The sequence below is a fragment of the Ramlibacter monticola genome (assembly GCF_016722785.1).
GTDB lineage: Bacteria > Pseudomonadota > Gammaproteobacteria > Burkholderiales > Burkholderiaceae_C > Ramlibacter > Ramlibacter monticola.
In genome coordinates, this window is sequence record NZ_JAEQNE010000001.1 from 967898 (window position 1) to 984540 (window position 16643).

21 protein-coding genes are annotated in these 16643 nt (G+C 72.4%); 13 read left to right on the forward strand and 8 right to left on the reverse strand.

What is annotated here, in order from left to right:
• Window positions 1–32: 32 nt before the first annotated feature.
• Complete coding sequence (gene mutL / locus JJ685_RS04525) at window positions 33–1877, forward strand: DNA mismatch repair endonuclease MutL (protein ID WP_201673002.1); 1845 nt, start codon at window positions 33–35, stop codon at window positions 1875–1877.
• 100 nt (window positions 1878–1977) lie between these two features.
• On the forward strand, window positions 1978–2820 hold the full coding sequence (locus JJ685_RS04530; protein WP_201673003.1) for an alpha/beta hydrolase: 843 nt from the start codon (window positions 1978–1980) through the stop codon (window positions 2818–2820).
• Here JJ685_RS04530 and aroD read toward each other — a convergent pair.
• The 3 genes from aroD to JJ685_RS04545 all read right to left on the reverse strand — a co-directional run bounded on the left by aroD (window position 2807) and on the right by JJ685_RS04545 (window position 4361).
• Entirely contained in the window at window positions 2807–3577 is a 771-nt protein-coding gene (gene aroD, locus JJ685_RS04535) for a type I 3-dehydroquinate dehydratase (RefSeq protein WP_201673004.1), read from the reverse strand. The genes JJ685_RS04530 and aroD overlap by 14 nt on opposite strands.
• A gap of 61 nt (window positions 3578–3638) precedes the next feature.
• Window positions 3639–3812: a hypothetical protein gene (locus JJ685_RS04540; protein ID WP_201673005.1), complete on the reverse strand. Its 174-nt coding sequence runs from the start codon at window positions 3810–3812 to the stop codon at window positions 3639–3641.
• Between the two features lie 162 nt (window positions 3813–3974).
• The gene (locus JJ685_RS04545) at window positions 3975–4361 is read right to left on the reverse strand and encodes a response regulator (RefSeq protein ID WP_201673006.1); all 387 of its coding nucleotides are present in this window, start codon (window positions 4359–4361) and stop codon (window positions 3975–3977) included.
• 121 nt (window positions 4362–4482) lie between these two features.
• On the opposite strand from JJ685_RS04545, the gene miaA reads away from it, so the two are divergent.
• Both miaA and JJ685_RS04555 read left to right on the forward strand, forming a co-directional pair.
• Window positions 4483–5421, forward strand: a complete 939-nt coding sequence (gene miaA, locus JJ685_RS04550) for a tRNA (adenosine(37)-N6)-dimethylallyltransferase MiaA (RefSeq protein WP_201673007.1) — start codon at window positions 4483–4485, stop codon at window positions 5419–5421.
• Window positions 5421–6068, forward strand: coding sequence for an ABC transporter ATP-binding protein (locus tag JJ685_RS04555; protein WP_201673008.1), 648 nt, complete (start codon window positions 5421–5423; stop codon window positions 6066–6068). The genes miaA and JJ685_RS04555 overlap by 1 nt, the downstream gene beginning before the upstream one ends.
• 39 nt (window positions 6069–6107) lie before the next feature.
• Here JJ685_RS04555 and JJ685_RS04560 read toward each other — a convergent pair whose 3' ends face one another.
• The 3 genes from JJ685_RS04560 to JJ685_RS04570 form a co-directional block, all read right to left on the reverse strand.
• The gene (locus JJ685_RS04560; RefSeq protein WP_201673009.1) at window positions 6108–6704 is read right to left on the reverse strand and encodes a thioredoxin fold domain-containing protein; all 597 of its coding nucleotides are present in this window, start codon (window positions 6702–6704) and stop codon (window positions 6108–6110) included.
• On the reverse strand, window positions 6701–7096 hold the full coding sequence (locus JJ685_RS04565; protein ID WP_330901701.1) for a response regulator: 396 nt from the start codon (window positions 7094–7096) through the stop codon (window positions 6701–6703). Before JJ685_RS04565 ends, JJ685_RS04560 begins: the two co-directional genes overlap by 4 nt.
• Before the next feature lie 69 nt (window positions 7097–7165).
• The gene (locus JJ685_RS04570) at window positions 7166–7426 is read right to left on the reverse strand and encodes a hypothetical protein (RefSeq protein WP_201673011.1); all 261 of its coding nucleotides are present in this window, start codon (window positions 7424–7426) and stop codon (window positions 7166–7168) included.
• 217 nt (window positions 7427–7643) lie between these two features.
• Between JJ685_RS04570 and JJ685_RS04575 the strand changes: the two genes are divergently transcribed.
• The 5 genes from JJ685_RS04575 to hemG all read left to right on the forward strand — a co-directional run bounded on the left by JJ685_RS04575 (window position 7644) and on the right by hemG (window position 12743).
• Window positions 7644–8123: a hemerythrin domain-containing protein gene (locus JJ685_RS04575; protein WP_201673012.1), complete on the forward strand. Its 480-nt coding sequence runs from the start codon at window positions 7644–7646 to the stop codon at window positions 8121–8123.
• 40 nt (window positions 8124–8163) lie between these two features.
• Window positions 8164–10680: an ABC transporter permease gene (locus JJ685_RS04580; RefSeq protein WP_201673013.1), complete on the forward strand. Its 2517-nt coding sequence runs from the start codon at window positions 8164–8166 to the stop codon at window positions 10678–10680.
• Window positions 10680–11729, forward strand: coding sequence for a lipocalin-like domain-containing protein (locus JJ685_RS04585; RefSeq protein ID WP_201673014.1), 1050 nt, complete (start codon window positions 10680–10682; stop codon window positions 11727–11729). Before JJ685_RS04580 ends, JJ685_RS04585 begins: the two co-directional genes overlap by 1 nt.
• A gap of 20 nt (window positions 11730–11749) precedes the next feature.
• On the forward strand, window positions 11750–12151 hold the full coding sequence (locus JJ685_RS04590; protein WP_201673015.1) for a VOC family protein: 402 nt from the start codon (window positions 11750–11752) through the stop codon (window positions 12149–12151).
• Window positions 12152–12215: 64 nt separating this feature from the next.
• Window positions 12216–12743 carry a menaquinone-dependent protoporphyrinogen IX dehydrogenase gene (hemG, locus tag JJ685_RS04595; protein WP_201673016.1) on the forward strand — a complete coding sequence of 176 codons (528 nt, stop codon included), beginning with the start codon at window positions 12216–12218 and terminating at the stop codon, window positions 12741–12743.
• Between the two features lies 1 nt (window position 12744).
• Here hemG and JJ685_RS04600 read toward each other — a convergent pair whose 3' ends face one another.
• Window positions 12745–14409 carry an acyl-CoA dehydrogenase family protein gene (locus JJ685_RS04600; RefSeq protein ID WP_201673017.1) on the reverse strand — a complete coding sequence of 555 codons (1665 nt, stop codon included), beginning with the start codon at window positions 14407–14409 and terminating at the stop codon, window positions 12745–12747.
• A 70-nt stretch (window positions 14410–14479) separates the two neighbouring features.
• Between JJ685_RS04600 and JJ685_RS04605 the strand changes: the two genes are divergently transcribed.
• The 4 genes from JJ685_RS04605 to JJ685_RS04620 are packed head-to-tail and all read left to right on the forward strand — an operon-like array spanning window position 14480 to window position 16400.
• Window positions 14480–14953 (forward strand): GNAT family N-acetyltransferase, encoded by a 474-nt coding sequence (locus JJ685_RS04605; protein WP_201673018.1) that lies wholly within the window; start codon window positions 14480–14482, stop codon window positions 14951–14953.
• 2 nt (window positions 14954–14955) lie between these two features.
• A complete protein-coding gene (locus JJ685_RS04610; protein ID WP_201673019.1) occupies window positions 14956–15375 on the forward strand; it encodes a gamma-glutamylcyclotransferase family protein in 420 nt (139 codons plus the stop codon).
• Between the two features lie 49 nt (window positions 15376–15424).
• Window positions 15425–15943, forward strand: coding sequence for a GFA family protein (locus JJ685_RS04615; RefSeq protein WP_201673020.1), 519 nt, complete (start codon window positions 15425–15427; stop codon window positions 15941–15943).
• A 22-nt stretch (window positions 15944–15965) separates the two neighbouring features.
• Window positions 15966–16400: a VOC family protein gene (locus JJ685_RS04620; RefSeq protein ID WP_201673021.1), complete on the forward strand. Its 435-nt coding sequence runs from the start codon at window positions 15966–15968 to the stop codon at window positions 16398–16400.
• Window positions 16401–16403: 3 nt separating this feature from the next.
• Here JJ685_RS04620 and JJ685_RS04625 read toward each other — a convergent pair whose 3' ends face one another.
• Entirely contained in the window at window positions 16404–16610 is a 207-nt protein-coding gene (locus JJ685_RS04625) for a dodecin (RefSeq protein ID WP_201673022.1), read from the reverse strand.
• Between the last annotated feature and the right edge of the window lie 33 nt (window positions 16611–16643).

Sequence of the window (16643 nt, forward strand, 5' to 3'; positions counted from 1 at the left end):
GCGCGGATTTTAGCCGCCTAGAATCGCTCCGGATGAATGCCGTGCTGTCCCCCGCCCCCCGTCGCCCGATCCGCGAGCTGCCCGACGAGCTGGTCAGCCAGATCGCCGCGGGCGAGGTGGTGGAGCGTCCGGCCTCGGTCGTGCGCGAACTGGTCGACAACGCCCTGGACGCCGGCGCCGCGCAGGTCACCGTGCGGCTGCTCGCCGGGGGCGTGCGCCTGATCTCGGTGGAGGACGACGGCGGCGGCATCGAGCGCGAGCAGTTGCCGCTGGCCCTGAAGCGCCACGCCACCAGCAAGATCGGCTCGCTGGCCGACCTGGAGTCGGTGGCGACGATGGGCTTCCGCGGGGAGGCGCTGGCGGCGATCGCCTCCGTCTCCGAGCTGCACCTGCTGTCGCGCACGGCGGGCCAGGCGAGCGCCTTCCTGCTCGACGCCTCCAGCGGCGAGCTGCGGCCGGCGGCCCGCGCCACCGGCACGACGGTGGAGGTGAAGGAGCTGTTCTTCAGCACCCCGGCGCGCCGCAAGTTCCTCAAGACCGACGCGACCGAATTCGCGCATTGCCTGGAGGCGGTGCGCCGGCACGCGCTGGCGCGGCCGGACGTCGGCTTCACCGTGTGGCACGAAGGCAGGCTCGTCGAGCAATGGCGCGCCGGCACGCGCGAGCAGCGCCTGGCGGACGTGCTGGGCGAGGACTTCCTGGGCGACAGCCTGGCGATCGACTTCACCGCCGGGCCGCTGCGCGTGCGCGGCCGCGCGGGCGTGCCGGACGCGGCGCGCTCCCGCGCGGACTGGCAGTTCGCCTACGTCAATGGCCGCTACGTGCGCGACAAGGTGATCGCGCACGCGGCCCGCAGCGCCTACGAGGACCTCCTGCACGGCCAGCGCCAGCCGGTGTACGCCCTGCACCTGGAGATCGACCCGGCGCGGGTGGACGTCAACGTGCACCCGACCAAGATCGAGGTGCGCTTCCGCGACGGCCGCGAGGTGCACCAGGCCGTGCGGCATGCGCTGGAGGCGGCGCTGTCGGCGCCGCGCGCGGCGGCGGCGGGGCAGGCGGCGCAGCCTGCGCTGGAGCTCGCGGCGACACCGGCGGCGCCGGCGACTATGCCGGCGTGGCGGCAGCCTTCGATTCCGTTCGCAGCGCAGGTGGGGGAGCGGGTCGCGGATGTAGGGGTCCTGTGGCAACGGCCCGCCGAAGCCGAGGTGCGGGAAGCAGGGGTTCCCTTCGGTTCGCCCGAGCATGCGGAGATCGCGGCACCCGCCGAGACCAGCGAGGCCGGGCCCGCGCAGGAATGGCCCCTCGGCAGGGCCGTCGCGCAGCTGCACGGCATCTACATCCTGGCCGAGAACGCCCAGGGCCTGGTGCTGGTCGACATGCACGCCGCGCACGAACGCATCGTGTACGAGCGGCTCAAGGCGCAGATGGACGCGCAGGCGATCCGCTCGCAGCCGCTGCTGATCCCCGCGACCTTCGCCGCCACGCCGGCCGAAGTCGCCACCGCCGAAGCCTGCCAGGACGCGCTGGAAGCGCTGGGCCTCCAGGTGAGCCCCTTCACGCCCAGGACGCTGGCCGTGCGCGCCGTGCCCGCCACCCTGGCCCAGGGCGACCCGGTCGAACTGGCGCGCAGCGTGCTCGCCGAACTGGGCCAGCACGACGCCAGCAGCGTGGTCCAGCGCGCCCGCAACGAACTGCTGGCCACCATGGCCTGCCACGGCGCGGTGCGGGCCCACCGCAAGCTGACGCTGGAGGAGATGAACGCCCTGCTGCGCCAGATGGAGGCCACGGAGCGCTCCGACCAGTGCAACCACGGCCGGCCGACCTGGCGCCAGCTTTCCCTGCGCGAGCTGGACGGCTTGTTCCTGCGCGGACGCTAGGGGATTACCCCCGAGCCGCGTGCATCCGCGAGGCAAAGCGCGTGAACGCCGGCTTACGTCCCTGCAGAGCCAGGCCGGATTTGGGGAGAATGCGCTGGAGATGAAACGCCGCCTGCTGTTTGCCGCGATCGCCGCCGCCACCCTCCTGAGCGTGGGATGCTCCACGCTGGACGAGCGCCAGCGCGAATGGATCTTCCAGCCCAGCGACCGCAGCCGCTCCACCAGCGCGGAGTACGCGCAGGGGATGGAAGAGGTCTGGATCGAGTTCGACTCGAAGGTGACGGAACGCCCCGCGCGCCTGCACGCCCTCTGGCTGCCGGCGGCGCAGCAGCCGCAGGACAAGCCGGTGCTGCTGTACCTGCACGGCGCGCGCTGGAACGTGAGCGGCTCGGCGCCGCGCATCCGCCGCATGCAGGAACTGGGCTTCTCGGTGCTGGCGATCGACTACCGCGGCTTCGGCAAGTCGACCCGCGAGCTGCCCTCGGAGGACAGCGCGTGCGAGGACGCCCGGGCGGCGTGGAACTGGCTGGCGCAGCACTATCCGGATCGCCCGCGCTACGTGTTCGGTCACTCGCTGGGCGGCGCGATCGCGATCGACCTGGCCTCCCGCGTCGAGGACGAACAGGGCGTGATCGTCGAGGGCACCTTCACCTCGATCCCGGACGTGGCGAGCTCGATGAAATTCGGCTGGCTGCCGATCGGGCCGCTGATCACGCAGCGCTTCGAATCGATCCGCAAGGTGGCCAGCGTGCACTCGCCCCTGCTGGTGGTGCACGGCGCCGACGACTCGCTGATCGATCCCGCGCTGGGCCGTCGCCTCTACGAAGCCGCGCCCGGCCGCAAGCGCTTCCTGCTGGTGGAAGGCGGCTCGCACCACAGCACCATGGCCATCGGCCAGGCGCAGTACCGCGAAGCGCTGGCGCAGTTCTTCAGCCTGAAGTAGCGCGCTGCAGCACCGCCAGGGCGGCGCGCACTTCCTCGATCGGGATCTGGCCCGGCGCCGACGCGGCCGCGCCCACCGCGAAGGTCAGCGCGGAGCCGAAGCCGCCGCCGCACAGCCGCGTCACCGCGCCCAGCCCGCCCATGGCCATGCTGATCACCGGGATGGCCAGCGCGCGGCTGGCCTGCAGCGTGGCGCCCAGCAGGCGGTGCACGTCCTCCATGGACTGCGGCATCACGGCGAGCTTGGCGACGTCGGCCTGCAGCCGCTGCGCCTGCTCGAAACGTGCGCGCAGTTCGGCGTCGGCGGGCGTGGCGTGGAAGTCGTGGAAGGACAGCACCAGCGGCAGGCCGTGGCGGCGCGTCAGCGCCCGCACCTGTGCCACATGCCCGGGCTCGTTGCCCATCTCGAAGTCCATCAGGTCCACGCAGCCGCTGGCCGCCACCGCTTCGTAGAGGGCGAGCACCTGCGGCTCGGTCAACGCGATCGGCTGCCCGCCCTCGCGCTGGCAGCGGCGCGTGAACAGGATGGGGATGTCCGCGCTGGCGGCACGCACGTTCGCCGCGGCCCGCAGCACTTCCTGCGCATCGGCGATCGACTCGAGGAAATCGACGCGCCACTCCAGCAGGTCGGGCTTCTTGGCGGCGACGACGGCCGCTTCCGCGGCGAGCGCCGCGCGGGTGCGGGCCACGAGCGGCGCGCACACGGCCGGCAGCCGCCCTCCGGCCAGGGGGCGGCCGCCAATCTGGATGGGGATCATCGGGCGATTCTAAGCAGCGGGCCCACGCCCGCCTGCCGCCCGGTTCCGGCCGATCACGGCGTCAACCGCCGTGACCGGCCGATCGCTCCGAGTCGGCTTGCGGATGCGAGGAGCCGGAGTCACCCTGCTGCTGCGCACTCCCGCCGTCGTGGGTGGACGTGCCACCGTGGGCCGTCGCCTTGCGAAAGCCCAGCTTGTTCAATTCGCGTTCCAGCAATTCCTTGCGGACGGACATGGGCAGCGATTCGGTCGCCCACGTTCCACCCTCGGCATCGTCTGGTCCGCAGCCAGATCTCATCGCACTCATGCCCCGATGCTAGGGGCGTGCGGCGCGGGGCTTGTCGGATGAGGCGGAGATGCGTGTCGGACAAGGACCGACAAGCGCGGCCGCCGCCGCCTACGGACCGGAGTTCTCCTGGTCCTCCAGGTCGTGGAACCACTGGATGAAGCCGCCCGTGTCGCCCTTGTCGAACACGGCGTCGGCGCCCAGGTCGAGGCAGTGCTGCCGCACGCCCGGCGTCGCATAGCTGCTGAACACGACGACCCGGCCGCCGGCCGAATCGGCCTTGCAGCGCCGGATCACGTTCATGCCGGCGCCCTGCTCCAGCACGAGGTCGATCACGGCCACGTCCCAGCCGCCGGGATGTTCTTCCAGCCACAGGTACGCCTCGGCCTCGGTGCTGGCATTGGCGACCACCGAGAAGCCGCCGATGGAGTCGAACAATTCAGCCAGCAATCCGCGCATGCGCTGAATGTCCTCCACGAGGAACACCCTCAGGTCCACGCCCCTGGTTCTCCGTTGCTACTCTTGTCTCCATTGTGGGTGCGGGGCGGCCGTACACGGGTTCACTGCAACCATTTGCGTATAGCGCGGCGGCGGCGCCTCATCTGCTAACCTCGTCCGGATGCCCCATTCCTCGCTGCCCGCCACGGTGGCGCTCGCCGGCCCCACCGCCTCGGGCAAGAGCGCCGCCGCGCTCGTGCTGGCCGAGCGGCTGGACGCGGAAATCGTCAGCGTGGATTCGGCGCTGGTCTACCGCGGGATGGACATCGGCACCGCCAAGCCCACCGCTGACGAGCGCGCCCGCGTGGTCCATCACCTGGTCGACACCCGCGAGCCTTCGCAGGCCTACAGCGCGGCAGAGTTCGCGGCGGATGCGCGCCGGCTGCTGCAGGAGATCCGCGCCCGCGGCCGCCGCGTGGTGCTGGCCGGCGGCACCATGCTGTATTTCAAGGCGCTGTTCGAGGGGCTCGACGCGCTGCCGCCCGCGGATGCGCCAGTGCGCGCGGAGATCGAGGCGGAAGCGGCGCGCGCCGGCTGGCCCGCGCTGCACGCGCAGCTGGCCGCCGTCGATGCCGAAACGGCCGCCCGCCTCGCGCCCAACGACGCGCAGCGCATCCAGCGCGCGCTGGAAGTGTTCCGCGTCAGCGGGCAGCCGCTGTCGCGGCTGCACCGCGCCAGCGTCCGCGCGCCGCTGCCGCAGCCGGACCTGTGGCTCTCGCTGGAACCGGCGGACCGCGCCTGGCTGCACGCACGCATCGCGCAGCGCTTCGACGCCATGCTGGCCGCCGGCTTCCTCGACGAGGTGCGGCGCCTGCGTGCGCGCGGCGACCTGCACCCGGACCTGCCCAGCATGCGCTGCGTGGGCTACCGGCAGGCCTGGGAGGCGCTGGACGCAGGCTGGCCACCGGAGTTGCTGCGCGAGCGCGGGATCGCCGCCACGCGCCAGCTCGCCAAGCGGCAGCTCACCTGGCTGCGCGGCATGCCGCAGCGGCGGGTGATCGCCTGCGATGCGCCCGACGCCCTCGCGCAGGTGCTGCGCGCCGCCGGAGTGGAAGCCTGATGCTGGAAGTGCAGCAGCTCGCCAAGCGCTACGGCGAAGTGGACGTGTTCCGCGGGGTCTCGCTCACCGTCGCGCCGCGCGAGTTCGTGGCGATCGTCGGCGAGTCGGGCGTGGGCAAGTCCACCCTGCTGAACTGCATGGCGGGACTCGACGTGTGGCAGGAGGGGCGCGTCGTCCTCGACGGCGTCGATCTCGCGACGCTGGACGACGAGGGTCGCGCGCTGCTGCGCCGGCGCCAGCTCGGTTTCGTGTTCCAGGCCTTCCACGTGCTGCCGCACCTGGACGTGGCGCAGAACGTGGGGCTGCCGCTGCTGCTGCTCGGTCGTCCCGACGCGGCGCGGGTGCAGGCGATGCTGGCGGCGGTGGGGCTCGAGGGCCTGGGGCAGCGCCTGCCGCAGGAGCTGAGCGGAGGCCAGCTGCAGCGCGTCGCCATCGCGCGGGCGCTGGTGCACGGGCCGACGCTGCTGCTGGCCGACGAACCGACCGGCAACCTCGATCCCGCGACGGCGGCGCGGGTCATGGGGGTGCTGCGCGCGCAGGCGCGCGAGAGCGGCGCGGCGCTGGTGCTGGTGACGCACTCGGCGGCCGCGGCCGCCCAGGCGGACCGGGTGCTGCAGTTGCGCAGCGACGGAATTTCCGGGACGTGACGCGGCCCACGGGCGCCAACCCGCGGGCCGGGGGCCGGATCAGCTGCCGGGAGCGGTGAGGCCGAACTTCTGCGCCAGCGTGACCGCCGGCACCGCGCCGTCGATCGTCACCAGCCCGCCGGTCTGCGCATGCTTGCCGACGATCGTGGGCACGCCGCTGAAGCCGAAGCTGGTGAACAGCGCCGTGTTGGCCTTGACGATGTCCTTCTTCGCGTCTTCCACGCCCATGGCGGCGATGCCGCCCTGCTGGTTGCGCACGGAGGCCTCGTTCTCCTCCATCTTCATGACCGGGTCCGGCGCGCCGAGGATGGCGGCGCCCTGGGCCACGCTCTTCTCGCCGATGAGGCCAACCGGGATCCACACCAAGCGGACCTGCGACTTCAGCGGCTTGATGTTCTCCCACAGGGCCGCGCAGTGCGGGCACTGCGGGTCGAAGAAGACGTAGATGACCCGCGTGGCCATCGTGGAGCCGACGTTGAAGCCCTTGGCCTTCTGCTCGATCGCCTCGATCGAGACGGGCTGCGGGGCCGGCTTGCCGCCGCTGGCGCTGCTGTCGCCGCCGGAGGAGGACTCCTTGCCGCAGGCGGCCAGCAGGCAGGCCGCGGCCGTGGCGGACAGGACGAGGCGGCGCCTCATGATGCGGTCGCGGCCGCGAGGCCGCCGAGCTCGGAACAGTAGTCCATGAATTCCTGGGTCTGGGATTTGAGGAACACCGCGTCCGCGCCGAGCTTCAGGCAATGCGATCGGATCCCGTCGCTGGCGTAGTCGCTGAGGACCACGATGTTACCCGCCCCGGCCCCGGCCGCCCCCCGCGCGCGCGGGATCACGGCCATGCCGGTCCCTTGATCCAGCACAAGGTCGATGATCAGGAGGTCCCAGCCGCCGGGGTTTTCCTGCAGCCACAGCTTGGCTTCGGCTTCGGTGCGCATGGCGCCCACCAGCCGGAAATCGCCCAGGGTCGCCAGCAATTCGGCCAGCGCGCCCTGCACCTGCTTCATGTCCTCGACCAGGAAAACACGCACGGTCACTTCTGCCTGCCCCTGTCTGTGCGAGTGTCTGATTCATTCTAGACCGCGCCCGCGCGCGGCGACACCGGGTCATGCACCCCCGTCCTTGGCCTGCTCGAGCAGTTCCGTCACCTCTTCGAGGTCCTCGGCCGCCTGCTGCACCTTGCGCTCGAGCTCCGCGTTCTGGCGGATCGCCCAGGCGATGTCGCTCTGCTGCTTCACGTCGGCCGGGAGTTCGCGCTCCAGCGCACCGTGGGTCAGGCCGAGCTCCGCGCTGGCCACTTCGAGCTCGTGCTGGACTTCGCTCGTCTTGTGTTTCGCCTGATCGATCGGATGCGTGCGCTGGCTCATGGAAATCCTTTCTTCGCAAGTCCCTGAAGACTAAGGACTGCGCGAAGGCTCAACGGTCCGACAGGCGCGCACGCGCGGGCCGGACCAGCCCGCACGCGGAGGGCGCGTGCGTCCGCGGGCGCGTCGGCGGAACGCGGCGGGCGATGCCGCCGTCTTCCTACAGTGCCTGCGCCGTGCGCTGACGATCATGACCGAACCATTTCCAAGGAGAACGAAGATGCCGAACACCCGTGGCGAAAAGGATGCCTGCGACCTTCTCGATGCCGACCACCGCGCCGTCAAGAAGATGTTCAAGGAATACGAGGAACTGACCGGTTCGCGCGCCCGCGGCGCTGCCCAGAAGAAGATGGACCTCGCCCGCCAGATCTGCCACGAGCTCTCCGTCCACGCGCAGATCGAGGAAGAGCTGTTCTACCCGGCGTTGCGCGCCGCGCTCAAGGAGACGGACCTGCTGGCCGAGGCCGAGGTCGAGCACCAGTCGGCCAAGGACCTGATCGCGCAGATCGAGGGCATGGCGGAGGCCGACGAGATGTTCGATGCCAAGGTCACGGTGCTGGGCGAGTACATCGACCACCACGTGAAGGAAGAGCGCAACGAGATGTTCCCGAAGGCCCGCGCCGCCCGCAAGCTGGACCTGGTGGCCCTGCGCGACGAGTTGGCGACGCGCAAGGAGGAGCTGATGGGGGCGACGGCCTGATTTCCGTCCCGCGCGCGCCTGCGGCGGCACAATGCCCCGCATGCTCGCGCTCCTCGCGACCTACTCCTGGCAGGAAGTCCGCCACCACGGCTGGCGCAGCGCGACCGCGGTGCTCGCGGTCATGCTGGGCGTCGCCCTGGCCTTTTCCGTCCACCTGATCAACGCGTCGGCGCTGGACGAGTTCTCCACCGCGGCGCGTTCGGCCGGCGGCGAGCCGGACCTGGAACTGCGGGCCGCGCAGGGCGTCCTGGACGAAGCGCTGTACGCCCGCGTCGCGACCGATGCGCGCGTCGCCTGGGCGAGCCCCGTCCTCGAATTGCAGACGCTCGCGCTCGCCCGGGACGGCGAGCGCACGCCGCTGCGCGTGCTCGGGGTCGACGCGCTGGTCGTGGGCGCCACCGCCCCGCAACTGGTGCCCGTTCCCGGCGAAGGCGCGGACCGCCTGTCCGTGCTCTCCCCCGACACCGTGTTCCTCAATGCCGCGGCGCGCCAGGTCCTGCCGCCCGATCGGCTGCGGCTGCAGGTCGGCCTGGCCCTGCGCGAACTGCGCGTGGCCGGCTCCACCAACGCCGGCGGCGGCCCCCTGCTGGTGATGGACCTCGGCGCCGCGCAGGACCTGTTCGGCCGCGGCGGACAGCTCACGCGCATCGACGTGCGCCTGAAGGCCGGCGTGCCCCGCGCCGACTGGCTGCGCGCGCTGCAGCTGCCCGCGGGCGTGCAGGCGGCGGAACCCGGCGACACGGGCCAGCGCGTCAGCCAGATCTCGCGGGCCTACCGGGTCAACCTCACGGTGCTGGCGCTGGTCGCGCTGTTCACCGGCGCCTTCCTCGTGTTCTCCGTGCTGGCGCTCAGCGTGGCACGGCGCGCGCAGCAGTTCGCGCTGCTGGGCGTGCTCGGGCTCACGGCGCGCCAGCGCCTGCGCCTGGTGCTCACCGAATCCGCGCTGCTGGGACTGGTGGGCAGCATCGCGGGCATCGCGCTCGGCACCGGGCTGGCGGCAGCGGCGCTGTCGCTGCTCGGGGGCGACCTGGGCGGCGGGTACTTCCCCGGCGTGCGGCCCAGCCTGCAGTGGAGCGGATTGGCCGCGGCAGGCTATGGCGCCCTGGGCGTGGTGGCGGCGATGGCGGGCGGCTGGCTGCCGGCGCGCAGCGCCGCCCGCCTGCCGCTGGCGCAGACGCTGAAGGGCCTGGGCACCGGGCTGCCGCGCGCGCGGCGCCACTGGCCGGGCTGGCTGGCGCTGGGCGCGGCCGTCGCGCTCGCGCTGCTGCCGCCGATCGGCGGCATCCCGCTGGCGGCCTACGTCTCGGTGGGACTGCTGCTGGTGGGCGGCATCTCCGTGCTGCCCGGCGCGGTCGGCGCCTTCTACGACCGGCTCGCGCCCGCGGTGGCGCACCGGCTGCTGCCGCTGCTCGCGGTGGAGCGCGCGCGGCGCGTGCGCGAAAGCGCTGCCGTCGCCGTGAGCGGCGTCGTCGCGGCCCTCAGCCTCGCGGTGGCGCTCACCGTGATGGTGGCGAGCTTTCGCCAGTCGGTCTCGGACTGGCTCGACATCGTGCTGCCCGCCGACCTGTACCTGCGCACCAGCATCGGCGCCGGCACCGGCGACACGGCCTACCTCACGCCGGCCCTCGTGGAGGGACTGGCGCAGGTGCCGGGCGTGGCGCGAGTCGCCACCCAGCGCGTGCGCCTGCTGCTGCTGGATCCCGCGCGGCCGCAGGTGGCCCTGCTTTCCCGGTCGATCGGCGATGCGCGCCGCAGCCTGCCTCTGGTGGGCGACCCCGTCGCGGTGCCCGCCGGCGCCGTGCCGGTCTACGTCAGCGAAGCGATGGTCGACCTGTACGGCGCACGCAAGGGCGAGCCGCTGCCGGTGCTCGAAGGCGTGCTGGGCGGCGGGCCTTTCGTCGTCGCGGGCGTGTGGCGCGACTACGTGCGGCAAACCGGCGCGGTCATGATCGGGCAGGCCGACTACCTGCGCCTCACGGGCGACCGGCGCATCAACGATGCCCAGCTCTGGCTCGCGCCCGACGCCTCCGAGCAGGACGTGCAGGCCCGCATCCGCGCCCTGGTGGCGCGCGAGGCCGGCGCGCCGGACCTGGTCGACTTCGCCTCCGCCTCGCAGGTGCGCAGCATCTCGCTGCGCATCTTCGACCGCAGCTTCGCCGTGACCTACTGGCTGCAGGCCGTGGCGATCGCCATCGGCCTGTTCGGCGTGGCCGCGAGCTTCAGCGCCCAGGTGCTGGCGCGGCGCAAGGAGTTCGGCCTGCTCGCGCACCTGGGGCTCACGCGCCGGCAGGTGCTGGCCGTGGTCGCCGGCGAAGGGGCCGCGTGGACCGTGATCGGCGCCCTCGCGGGCCTGGGGCTGGGCCTGGCGGTGGCCGTCGTGCTGGTGCACGTGGTGAATCCCCAGAGCTTCCACTGGACCATGGACCTGCTGCTGCCCTGGACGCGCCTTCTTGCCCTGTGTGCGGCCGTGGTCGTCGCCGGCACGCTGACGGCCTGGCTCGCGGGCCGGGCCGCGGCCGGCCGCGACGCCGTGCTCGCGGTGAAGGAGGACTGGTGATGCGGCGCCGCCCCCTGCTCGTCGCGCTGCCCTGCCTCGCGCTCGCGCCGCGGACCTGGGCGCTGCCGGCGCGGCGGCTGTCCTTCCCGGCGGACCACGGCGCGCACCCGGCGTTCCGCACCGAGTGGTGGTACATCACCGGCCACGCGCAGGCGGGCGAGCGCAGCTTCGGCTTCCAGGTGACCTTCTTCCGCTCGCGGGTCGAGGCGACGCAGGCCCTGCAATCGAAGTTCGCGGCGAAGCAGTTGCTGTTCGCGCATGCGGCGGTGACCGACGTGCAGGGCGGCCGCCTGCGCCACGACCAGCGCATCGCGCGCGCCGGCTTCGGCATCGCCGAGGCCGCGACGGGCGACGGCCAGCTGCGGCTGCGCGACTGGTCCCTGGCGCGCGAGGGCGGCGCCTGGCACGCCGTCCTCCCCGCCGGCGACTTCGCGCTGGACCTGCGCTGCGCGCCCACGCAGCCGGTGCTGCTGCAGGGCGCGCAGGGCCTGTCGCGCAAGGGCCCGAAACCGGAGCAGGCGAGCTACTACTACAGCGAGCCGCAGCTCGCGGTCACGGGACGCCTCACCCTGCAGGGCCGCCCCTTCGAGGTGGCGGGCAAGGCCTGGATGGACCACGAGATCAGCGACGAGTACCTGCCCGCCGAGGCCGCCGGCTGGGACTGGATCGGCATGAACCTCGACGACGGCAGCGCCCTCATGGCCTTCCGCATCCGCCGCCCGGACGGCAGCACGCTCTGGGACGGCAGCACCTTCCGCAGCGCGCGCGGCGACCTGTATGTCGCGAGCCCCGGCGAGACCGAGTTCCGGCCGGGGCGGCGCTGGAAGAGTCCGCTGACGAACGCGAGCTACCCGGTGGAGTGGATCGTGCGCACGCCGGCCGACTTCTACACGGTGCGCGCGCTGGTGGAGAACCAGGAGCTGGACAGCCGGGGGTCGACCGGCGCGATCTACTGGGAGGGGCTGTCGGAGCTGCTGGATGGCAACGGCAGGCGGGTGGGGAAAGGGTATCTGGAGATGACGGGGTATGCGGCAAAGCTGAAGATGTAGCCGCGCGAGAGGAGCGATCCATGCGAATCCTGCTCAACATCGATGTCCCGGCACTCGATCCGGCCATCGCCTTCTACTCCGCGGCCCTGGGCCTGCGACTGCAGCGCGTGCTCGACGACGACGTGGCGGAGCTCGTCGGCGCGGCCTGCACGATCTACCTGCTGCGCCATCCCGCCGGCTCGCCCGCCGTGCACGGACTCGCGATCGCGCGCGACTACGCCCGCCACTGGACGCCGGTGCACATGGACTTCGTGGTCGACGACGTGTTCGAGGCCGCCCGGCGCGCGCTGGACGCCGGCGCGAAGCAGGAAACCGGCTGGGTGGAATGGCGGGGGTCGCGCTGCATCACGTTCTCGGACCCCTTCGGCCACGGCTTCTGCCTGATCGAATTCGCCGACGAGACCTACGCGTCCGACGCCTGACGCGCCTTCGTTTGCGTTTGCGCAGGGCCGGCCTCGCCCGCCGGCGCTATAACCGCGGCATCCCATGGCCCGCATCCTCATCGCCTATTCCACCGTCGACGGCCACACGCGCAGGATCTGCGAGCGCATGCAGCGCTCCCTGGAGGGCGAGGGCCACGCCGTGACGCTGGCCTCGCTCAGCGCCGCCGGGCGCCCGGACGCGGACGCCTTCGAGAAAGTGGTGATCGGCGCCAGCATCCGCTACGGCAAGCACCGCCAGGAGGTGTTCGACTTCATCGAGGGGAACCGGCAGGCGCTGGCGACGAAGCCCAGCGCCTTCTTCACCGTCAACGCCGTCGCGCGCAAGCCGGGCAAGGACGTGCCGGAGGGCAACCCGTACGTGAAGAGCTTCCGCCGCCTGACGCCCTGGCGCCCCCCGCTGGTGGGCGTGTTCGCGGGCAGGATCGACTACCGCAGCTACGGTTTCGTGGACCGGCAGGTGATCCGCTTCATCATGTGGCTGACCAAGGGCCCCACCGACCCGCAGGCCTGCGTGGAGTTCACGGACTGGGAGAACGTCGATGCGTTCTCCCGCCGCGTCGCCGCCCTCTGACTCAGGCCGTCCCCAGCGCCCGTTCCAGCAGGCTGCGCGCCACCACCTTCAGCGCCAGCGTTTCCTCCGCGCCTTCGAAGATCGACAGCACGCGGGCATCGACGAAGTAGCGGCTGACCGGCGACTCCTCGGCATAGCCCATGCCGCCGTGCAGCTGCAGCGCCTCGCGCGTGACCATCTCGGCGGAGCGGCAGGCGAGCAGCTTGACCAGGCTGGCCTCCATGCGGCCCTCGCCGCGATCGACCTGCCGCGCGACGGCGCCCGCGAGCTGGCGGCAGCTCGCCAGCCGCGCGCCCATGCGGGCGAGCTTGGCGCGGGTGAGCGGGAATTCGGCCAGCGCCTGGCCGAACACCTTGCGGTCGTGGCTGTAGCGGATCGCGGCGCGCAGGGCCGCGCGCATCACGCCGCAGGCGCGCGCCGCGGTCTGCATGCGGCCGCCCACCATGCCGGCCATCGTGTAGTAGAAGCCCTTGCCCAGCCCCGCCTCGCCGCCCACGACGTTCGCATCGGGCACGAAGAAGTCCTCGAAGGAGAGGTCGAAGGAGTGCATGCCGCGGTAGCCGATGGTGGGGATCGCGCGGCCGCTCAGCGTGCCGCCCTCGGGCTGGCGGAACACGAAGTCGTGGCCGTCGAACGAAGGCTTTTCCACCAGCAGCAGGCTCAGGCCCTTGTGGCCCAGCGCGCGGTCCGGGTCGGTGCGCGTCACCACCATCAGCAGGCCGGCCTTGCCGGCGAAGGTGCACCAGGTCTTGGCGCCGTCGAGGCGCCAGCCGCCGGCCACGCGCGTGCCGCGCAAGGTGAGCGCGGCGACGTCGGAGCCGAAGTCGGGCTCGGTGATGGCGATCGCGCAGAGCGGGTCGCCCGCCGCCAGCTTCGGCAGCCAGTGGGCCTGCTGTTGCGGGGTGCCGCCCGCGACCAGCGCGCGGGTGAGGATCTCCGGCCGCGTGATCAGGCTGCCGGCCGCGGCCAGCGAGCCTTCCGACAGGGCCTCCGTCACCAGCACCATCAGCAGCGCGTCCTCGTGCCCGTCGGGCGCGCTGCCGCCGTACTGCTCCGGCACCGAGAGGCCGAACACGCCCATCTCCCGCAGGGGCTGCAGCAGCGACTCGGGCACGGTGAGGTTGTCGCGGTGGATGGCCTCGGCCTGGGGCGCCACCACTTCGGCGGCGAAGCGCCGGAAGGCCTCCTGCGCCATCGCATGCGGCTCGTCCAGCGCCAGGCGCCCGACTTCGCCGTCGGAGGCGGCGACCGCGCGGCCCGCCGCATCGAGGGCCTGCGAGCCGGCGGCGGAGTGGCACAGCGCCTCCCAGCCGGCGTCGTCGCGCAGCGCCCGCAGGGCGTCGCGGGGCAGCCCGAGCTCGAGGTGCAGCATCTCCAGGCGGGCCAGCACGGCCTGGCCGGCTTCGACCGCGAACAGGAGGGCGAGGCGCGCATCGAGCTCGCTGCTTTGCGCGCCCAGGGCGGCGATGCCGGCGTCCGCCGCGAGCAGGTCCGCCGCCGCCCAGGCCAGTTCGAAGGAGGCGACCTGCTCGGCGTCGAGCTTGTCGCCGCTGAGCCGGCCCTGGGCGCTGCAGCGCCGCGCGAGGGCCACAGTGGCCGCGTCGAAGGCCGTGCGCAGGCGCGCGAGGCAGTTGCGGACGGTGCCGAGGGTGTCTTCGGGGTGCATGGGTCTTCTCCTGGCCGGGATGATGCCCGAAGCGCTGCGCCGGCCGGACGAAATTGCTATAAGTGAAGGCATGCGCGCAGAGATCGCGATCCAGCTCGCCACGCCCGCCGACGCGGTGGACATCGCCTGCCTGTCCCGGGACAGCATCGAGCAGGGCCTGCCCTGGCGCTGGACGCCGGCGCGCGTGCAGCGCTGCATCCGCGACGGCGCCACCAACGTGGCGGTGGCGCGCCAGCAGGAGGCGTTCTGCGGCTTCGGCATCATGCGCTACGGCGAGGAGGACGCCCATCTCCTGCTGCTGGCCGTGCACCCGGAGCAGCGCCGACTCGGCATAGGCAGCGCGCTGCTCGCCTGGCTGGAGGAGGTCGCGCGCGCCGCCGGCGTGGCCTGCGTGCGGCTCGAGGCGCGACAGCAGAACGAGGCCGCGCGCTGCTTCTACAACGAGCACGGCTACCACGAAAGCGCCTTGCGCAATGACAGGTACGCCAGCTCGGTCCACGGCGTGACGCTGGAGAAGTGGCTGCGCGTGGAGACGCAGGCCTGAACATGGAACGCGAACACCTGGTCTTCGTCTTCGGCACCCTCAAGGAGGGCTTCCCCAATTTCGCCACCAACCGCGGCACGCGCGTGCCCGGCGTGTTCCGCACCCGCGAGGCCTATCCGCTTTACCTGGTGGGCGAGCGCCACACGCCCTGGCTGCTGGACCTGCCCGGCCGGGGGCAGCAGGTGAGCGGCCAGGTGTTCCGTGTCGACGCCGGCACCCTGGCCGCGATGGACCGGCTGGAGCGCATCGCCGAGCCGGACGGCTACCGTCGCCTGCCGCTGGCGCTGGAAGGCCTGGCGGAGCCGGTGCACGCCTATCTCAAGCCGGCGGAGCAGTTGCGCGCGGGCGAAGTGCGCCAGGGACCGCTGGCCGAATACGCGGCCGAGCACGCACTGCTCTATCGCCCCCGCGGCGACGTCTGAGGTTGCGGCGCCGGCGGGCCGGTGCCACACTCGCCGCGAGCAGTTCGCCATGCAAGACCCCGTGCGCTTTCCCCTCGCAGGCGGCTGCGACTGCCGCCACGTGCGCTACCGCGTGACCACGCGACCGCTGTTCGTGCACTGTTGCCACTGCCGCTGGTGCCAGCGCGAGAGCGGCGCGTCCTTCGCGCTGAACGCGCTGCTCGAGAGCGACCGCGTCGAGCTGACCGCGGGCGAGGTGCGCATGGTCGACACGCCCTCGGAAAGCGGCCTGGGCCAGCAGGTCGCGCGCTGCCCGCACTGCCTTGTCGCGCTGTGGAGCCACTACGCCGGCTCCGGACCGGCGGTCAAGTTCGTGCGCGTCGGCACGCTCGACGAGCCGGACGCGCTGCCGCCGGACATCCACATCTTCACCGCGTCGAAGCAGCCCTGGGTGGTGCTGCCGGAAGGCACGCCGGCCGTGCCCGCGTACTACGACCGCGATGCGTACTGGCCTGCGGCAAGCCTGGAGCGGCGCCGCGCCATCCTGCCGCAGATCGAGGCCTGGCAGGCGGCGCGGGGCCAGCGCTGATTCCCTGCGGAGGAACCCGTCCATGCGAGCGCGCATCACCCTCATCACCCTGGGCGTCGACGACCTCGAGCGCGCCCTCGCCTTCTACCGCGACGGCCTGGGCTGGCGCACCGAGGGCATCGTCGGCCAGCAGTTCGAGCACGGCGCCGTCGTGTTCTTCGAACTGGAGGGGGGCCTGCGCCTGGCGCTCTGGCCGCGCGCCAGCCTCGCGCACGACTGCGGCCTGCCGGTCGGGCCGCGCAGCCCCGGCGAGTTCTGCCTGGCGCACAACGTGGGTTCGCGGCTCGCCGTGGACGAGGCCATGACGCAGGCCGCCCGCGCCGGCGCGACCATCGTCAAGCCGGCCGGCGAAACCTTCTGGGGCGGCTACGCCGGCTACTTCCAGGACCCGGACCGGCACCTCTGGGAGGTGGCCTGGAACCCGGACCTGCAGCTGCCCGAGGGCGCCGCGCCCTGAACTTCACTCCAGCGTGAAGCCGATCTTGACGGTGACCTGCCAGTGGGCCACCTTGCCGTCGCTCACGTGGCCGCGCGTTTCCTCCACCGTGAACCACTGGATGTTGCGCACGGTTTCGCTGGCCTTGGCGATCGCGCCGTTCACCGCGTCCTCGATGCCGACGGTGGAGGAACCGGTGATCTCGATGCTCTTGTAGACGTGATTGGACATGCGCGCCTCCGTGGGGGTGCGGCGCATCTTGCC

Excerpts from the sequence above, each read along its gene's own strand:
- JJ685_RS04625 (WP_201673022.1), bottom strand. The coding sequence starts at position 16,610 with ATGTCCAATCACGTCTACAAGAGCATCGAGATCACCGGTTCCTCCACC.
- JJ685_RS04620 (WP_201673021.1), top strand. The coding sequence starts at position 15,966 with ATGCGAGCGCGCATCACCCTCATCACCCTGGGCGTCGACGACCTCGAG.
- JJ685_RS04615 (WP_201673020.1), top strand. The coding sequence starts at position 15,425 with ATGCAAGACCCCGTGCGCTTTCCCCTCGCAGGCGGCTGCGACTGCCGC.
- mutL (WP_201673002.1), top strand. The coding sequence starts at position 33 with ATGAATGCCGTGCTGTCCCCCGCCCCCCGTCGCCCGATCCGCGAGCTG.
- JJ685_RS04605 (WP_201673018.1), top strand. The coding sequence starts at position 14,480 with ATGCGCGCAGAGATCGCGATCCAGCTCGCCACGCCCGCCGACGCGGTG.
- JJ685_RS04610 (WP_201673019.1), top strand. The coding sequence starts at position 14,956 with ATGGAACGCGAACACCTGGTCTTCGTCTTCGGCACCCTCAAGGAGGGC.
- JJ685_RS04560 (WP_201673009.1), bottom strand. The coding sequence starts at position 6,704 with ATGAGGCGCCGCCTCGTCCTGTCCGCCACGGCCGCGGCCTGCCTGCTG.
- JJ685_RS04570 (WP_201673011.1), bottom strand. The coding sequence starts at position 7,426 with ATGAGCCAGCGCACGCATCCGATCGATCAGGCGAAACACAAGACGAGC.
- JJ685_RS04530 (WP_201673003.1), top strand. The coding sequence starts at position 1,978 with ATGAAACGCCGCCTGCTGTTTGCCGCGATCGCCGCCGCCACCCTCCTG.
- JJ685_RS04575 (WP_201673012.1), top strand. The coding sequence starts at position 7,644 with ATGCCGAACACCCGTGGCGAAAAGGATGCCTGCGACCTTCTCGATGCC.
- miaA (WP_201673007.1), top strand. The coding sequence starts at position 4,483 with ATGCCCCATTCCTCGCTGCCCGCCACGGTGGCGCTCGCCGGCCCCACC.
- JJ685_RS04585 (WP_201673014.1), top strand. The coding sequence starts at position 10,680 with ATGCGGCGCCGCCCCCTGCTCGTCGCGCTGCCCTGCCTCGCGCTCGCG.
- JJ685_RS04600 (WP_201673017.1), bottom strand. The coding sequence starts at position 14,409 with ATGCACCCCGAAGACACCCTCGGCACCGTCCGCAACTGCCTCGCGCGC.
- JJ685_RS04580 (WP_201673013.1), top strand. The coding sequence starts at position 8,164 with ATGCTCGCGCTCCTCGCGACCTACTCCTGGCAGGAAGTCCGCCACCAC.
- hemG (WP_201673016.1), top strand. The coding sequence starts at position 12,216 with ATGGCCCGCATCCTCATCGCCTATTCCACCGTCGACGGCCACACGCGC.
- aroD (WP_201673004.1), bottom strand. The coding sequence starts at position 3,577 with ATGATCCCCATCCAGATTGGCGGCCGCCCCCTGGCCGGAGGGCGGCTG.
- JJ685_RS04555 (WP_201673008.1), top strand. The coding sequence starts at position 5,421 with ATGCTGGAAGTGCAGCAGCTCGCCAAGCGCTACGGCGAAGTGGACGTG.
- JJ685_RS04590 (WP_201673015.1), top strand. The coding sequence starts at position 11,750 with ATGCGAATCCTGCTCAACATCGATGTCCCGGCACTCGATCCGGCCATC.
- JJ685_RS04540 (WP_201673005.1), bottom strand. The coding sequence starts at position 3,812 with ATGTCCGTCCGCAAGGAATTGCTGGAACGCGAATTGAACAAGCTGGGC.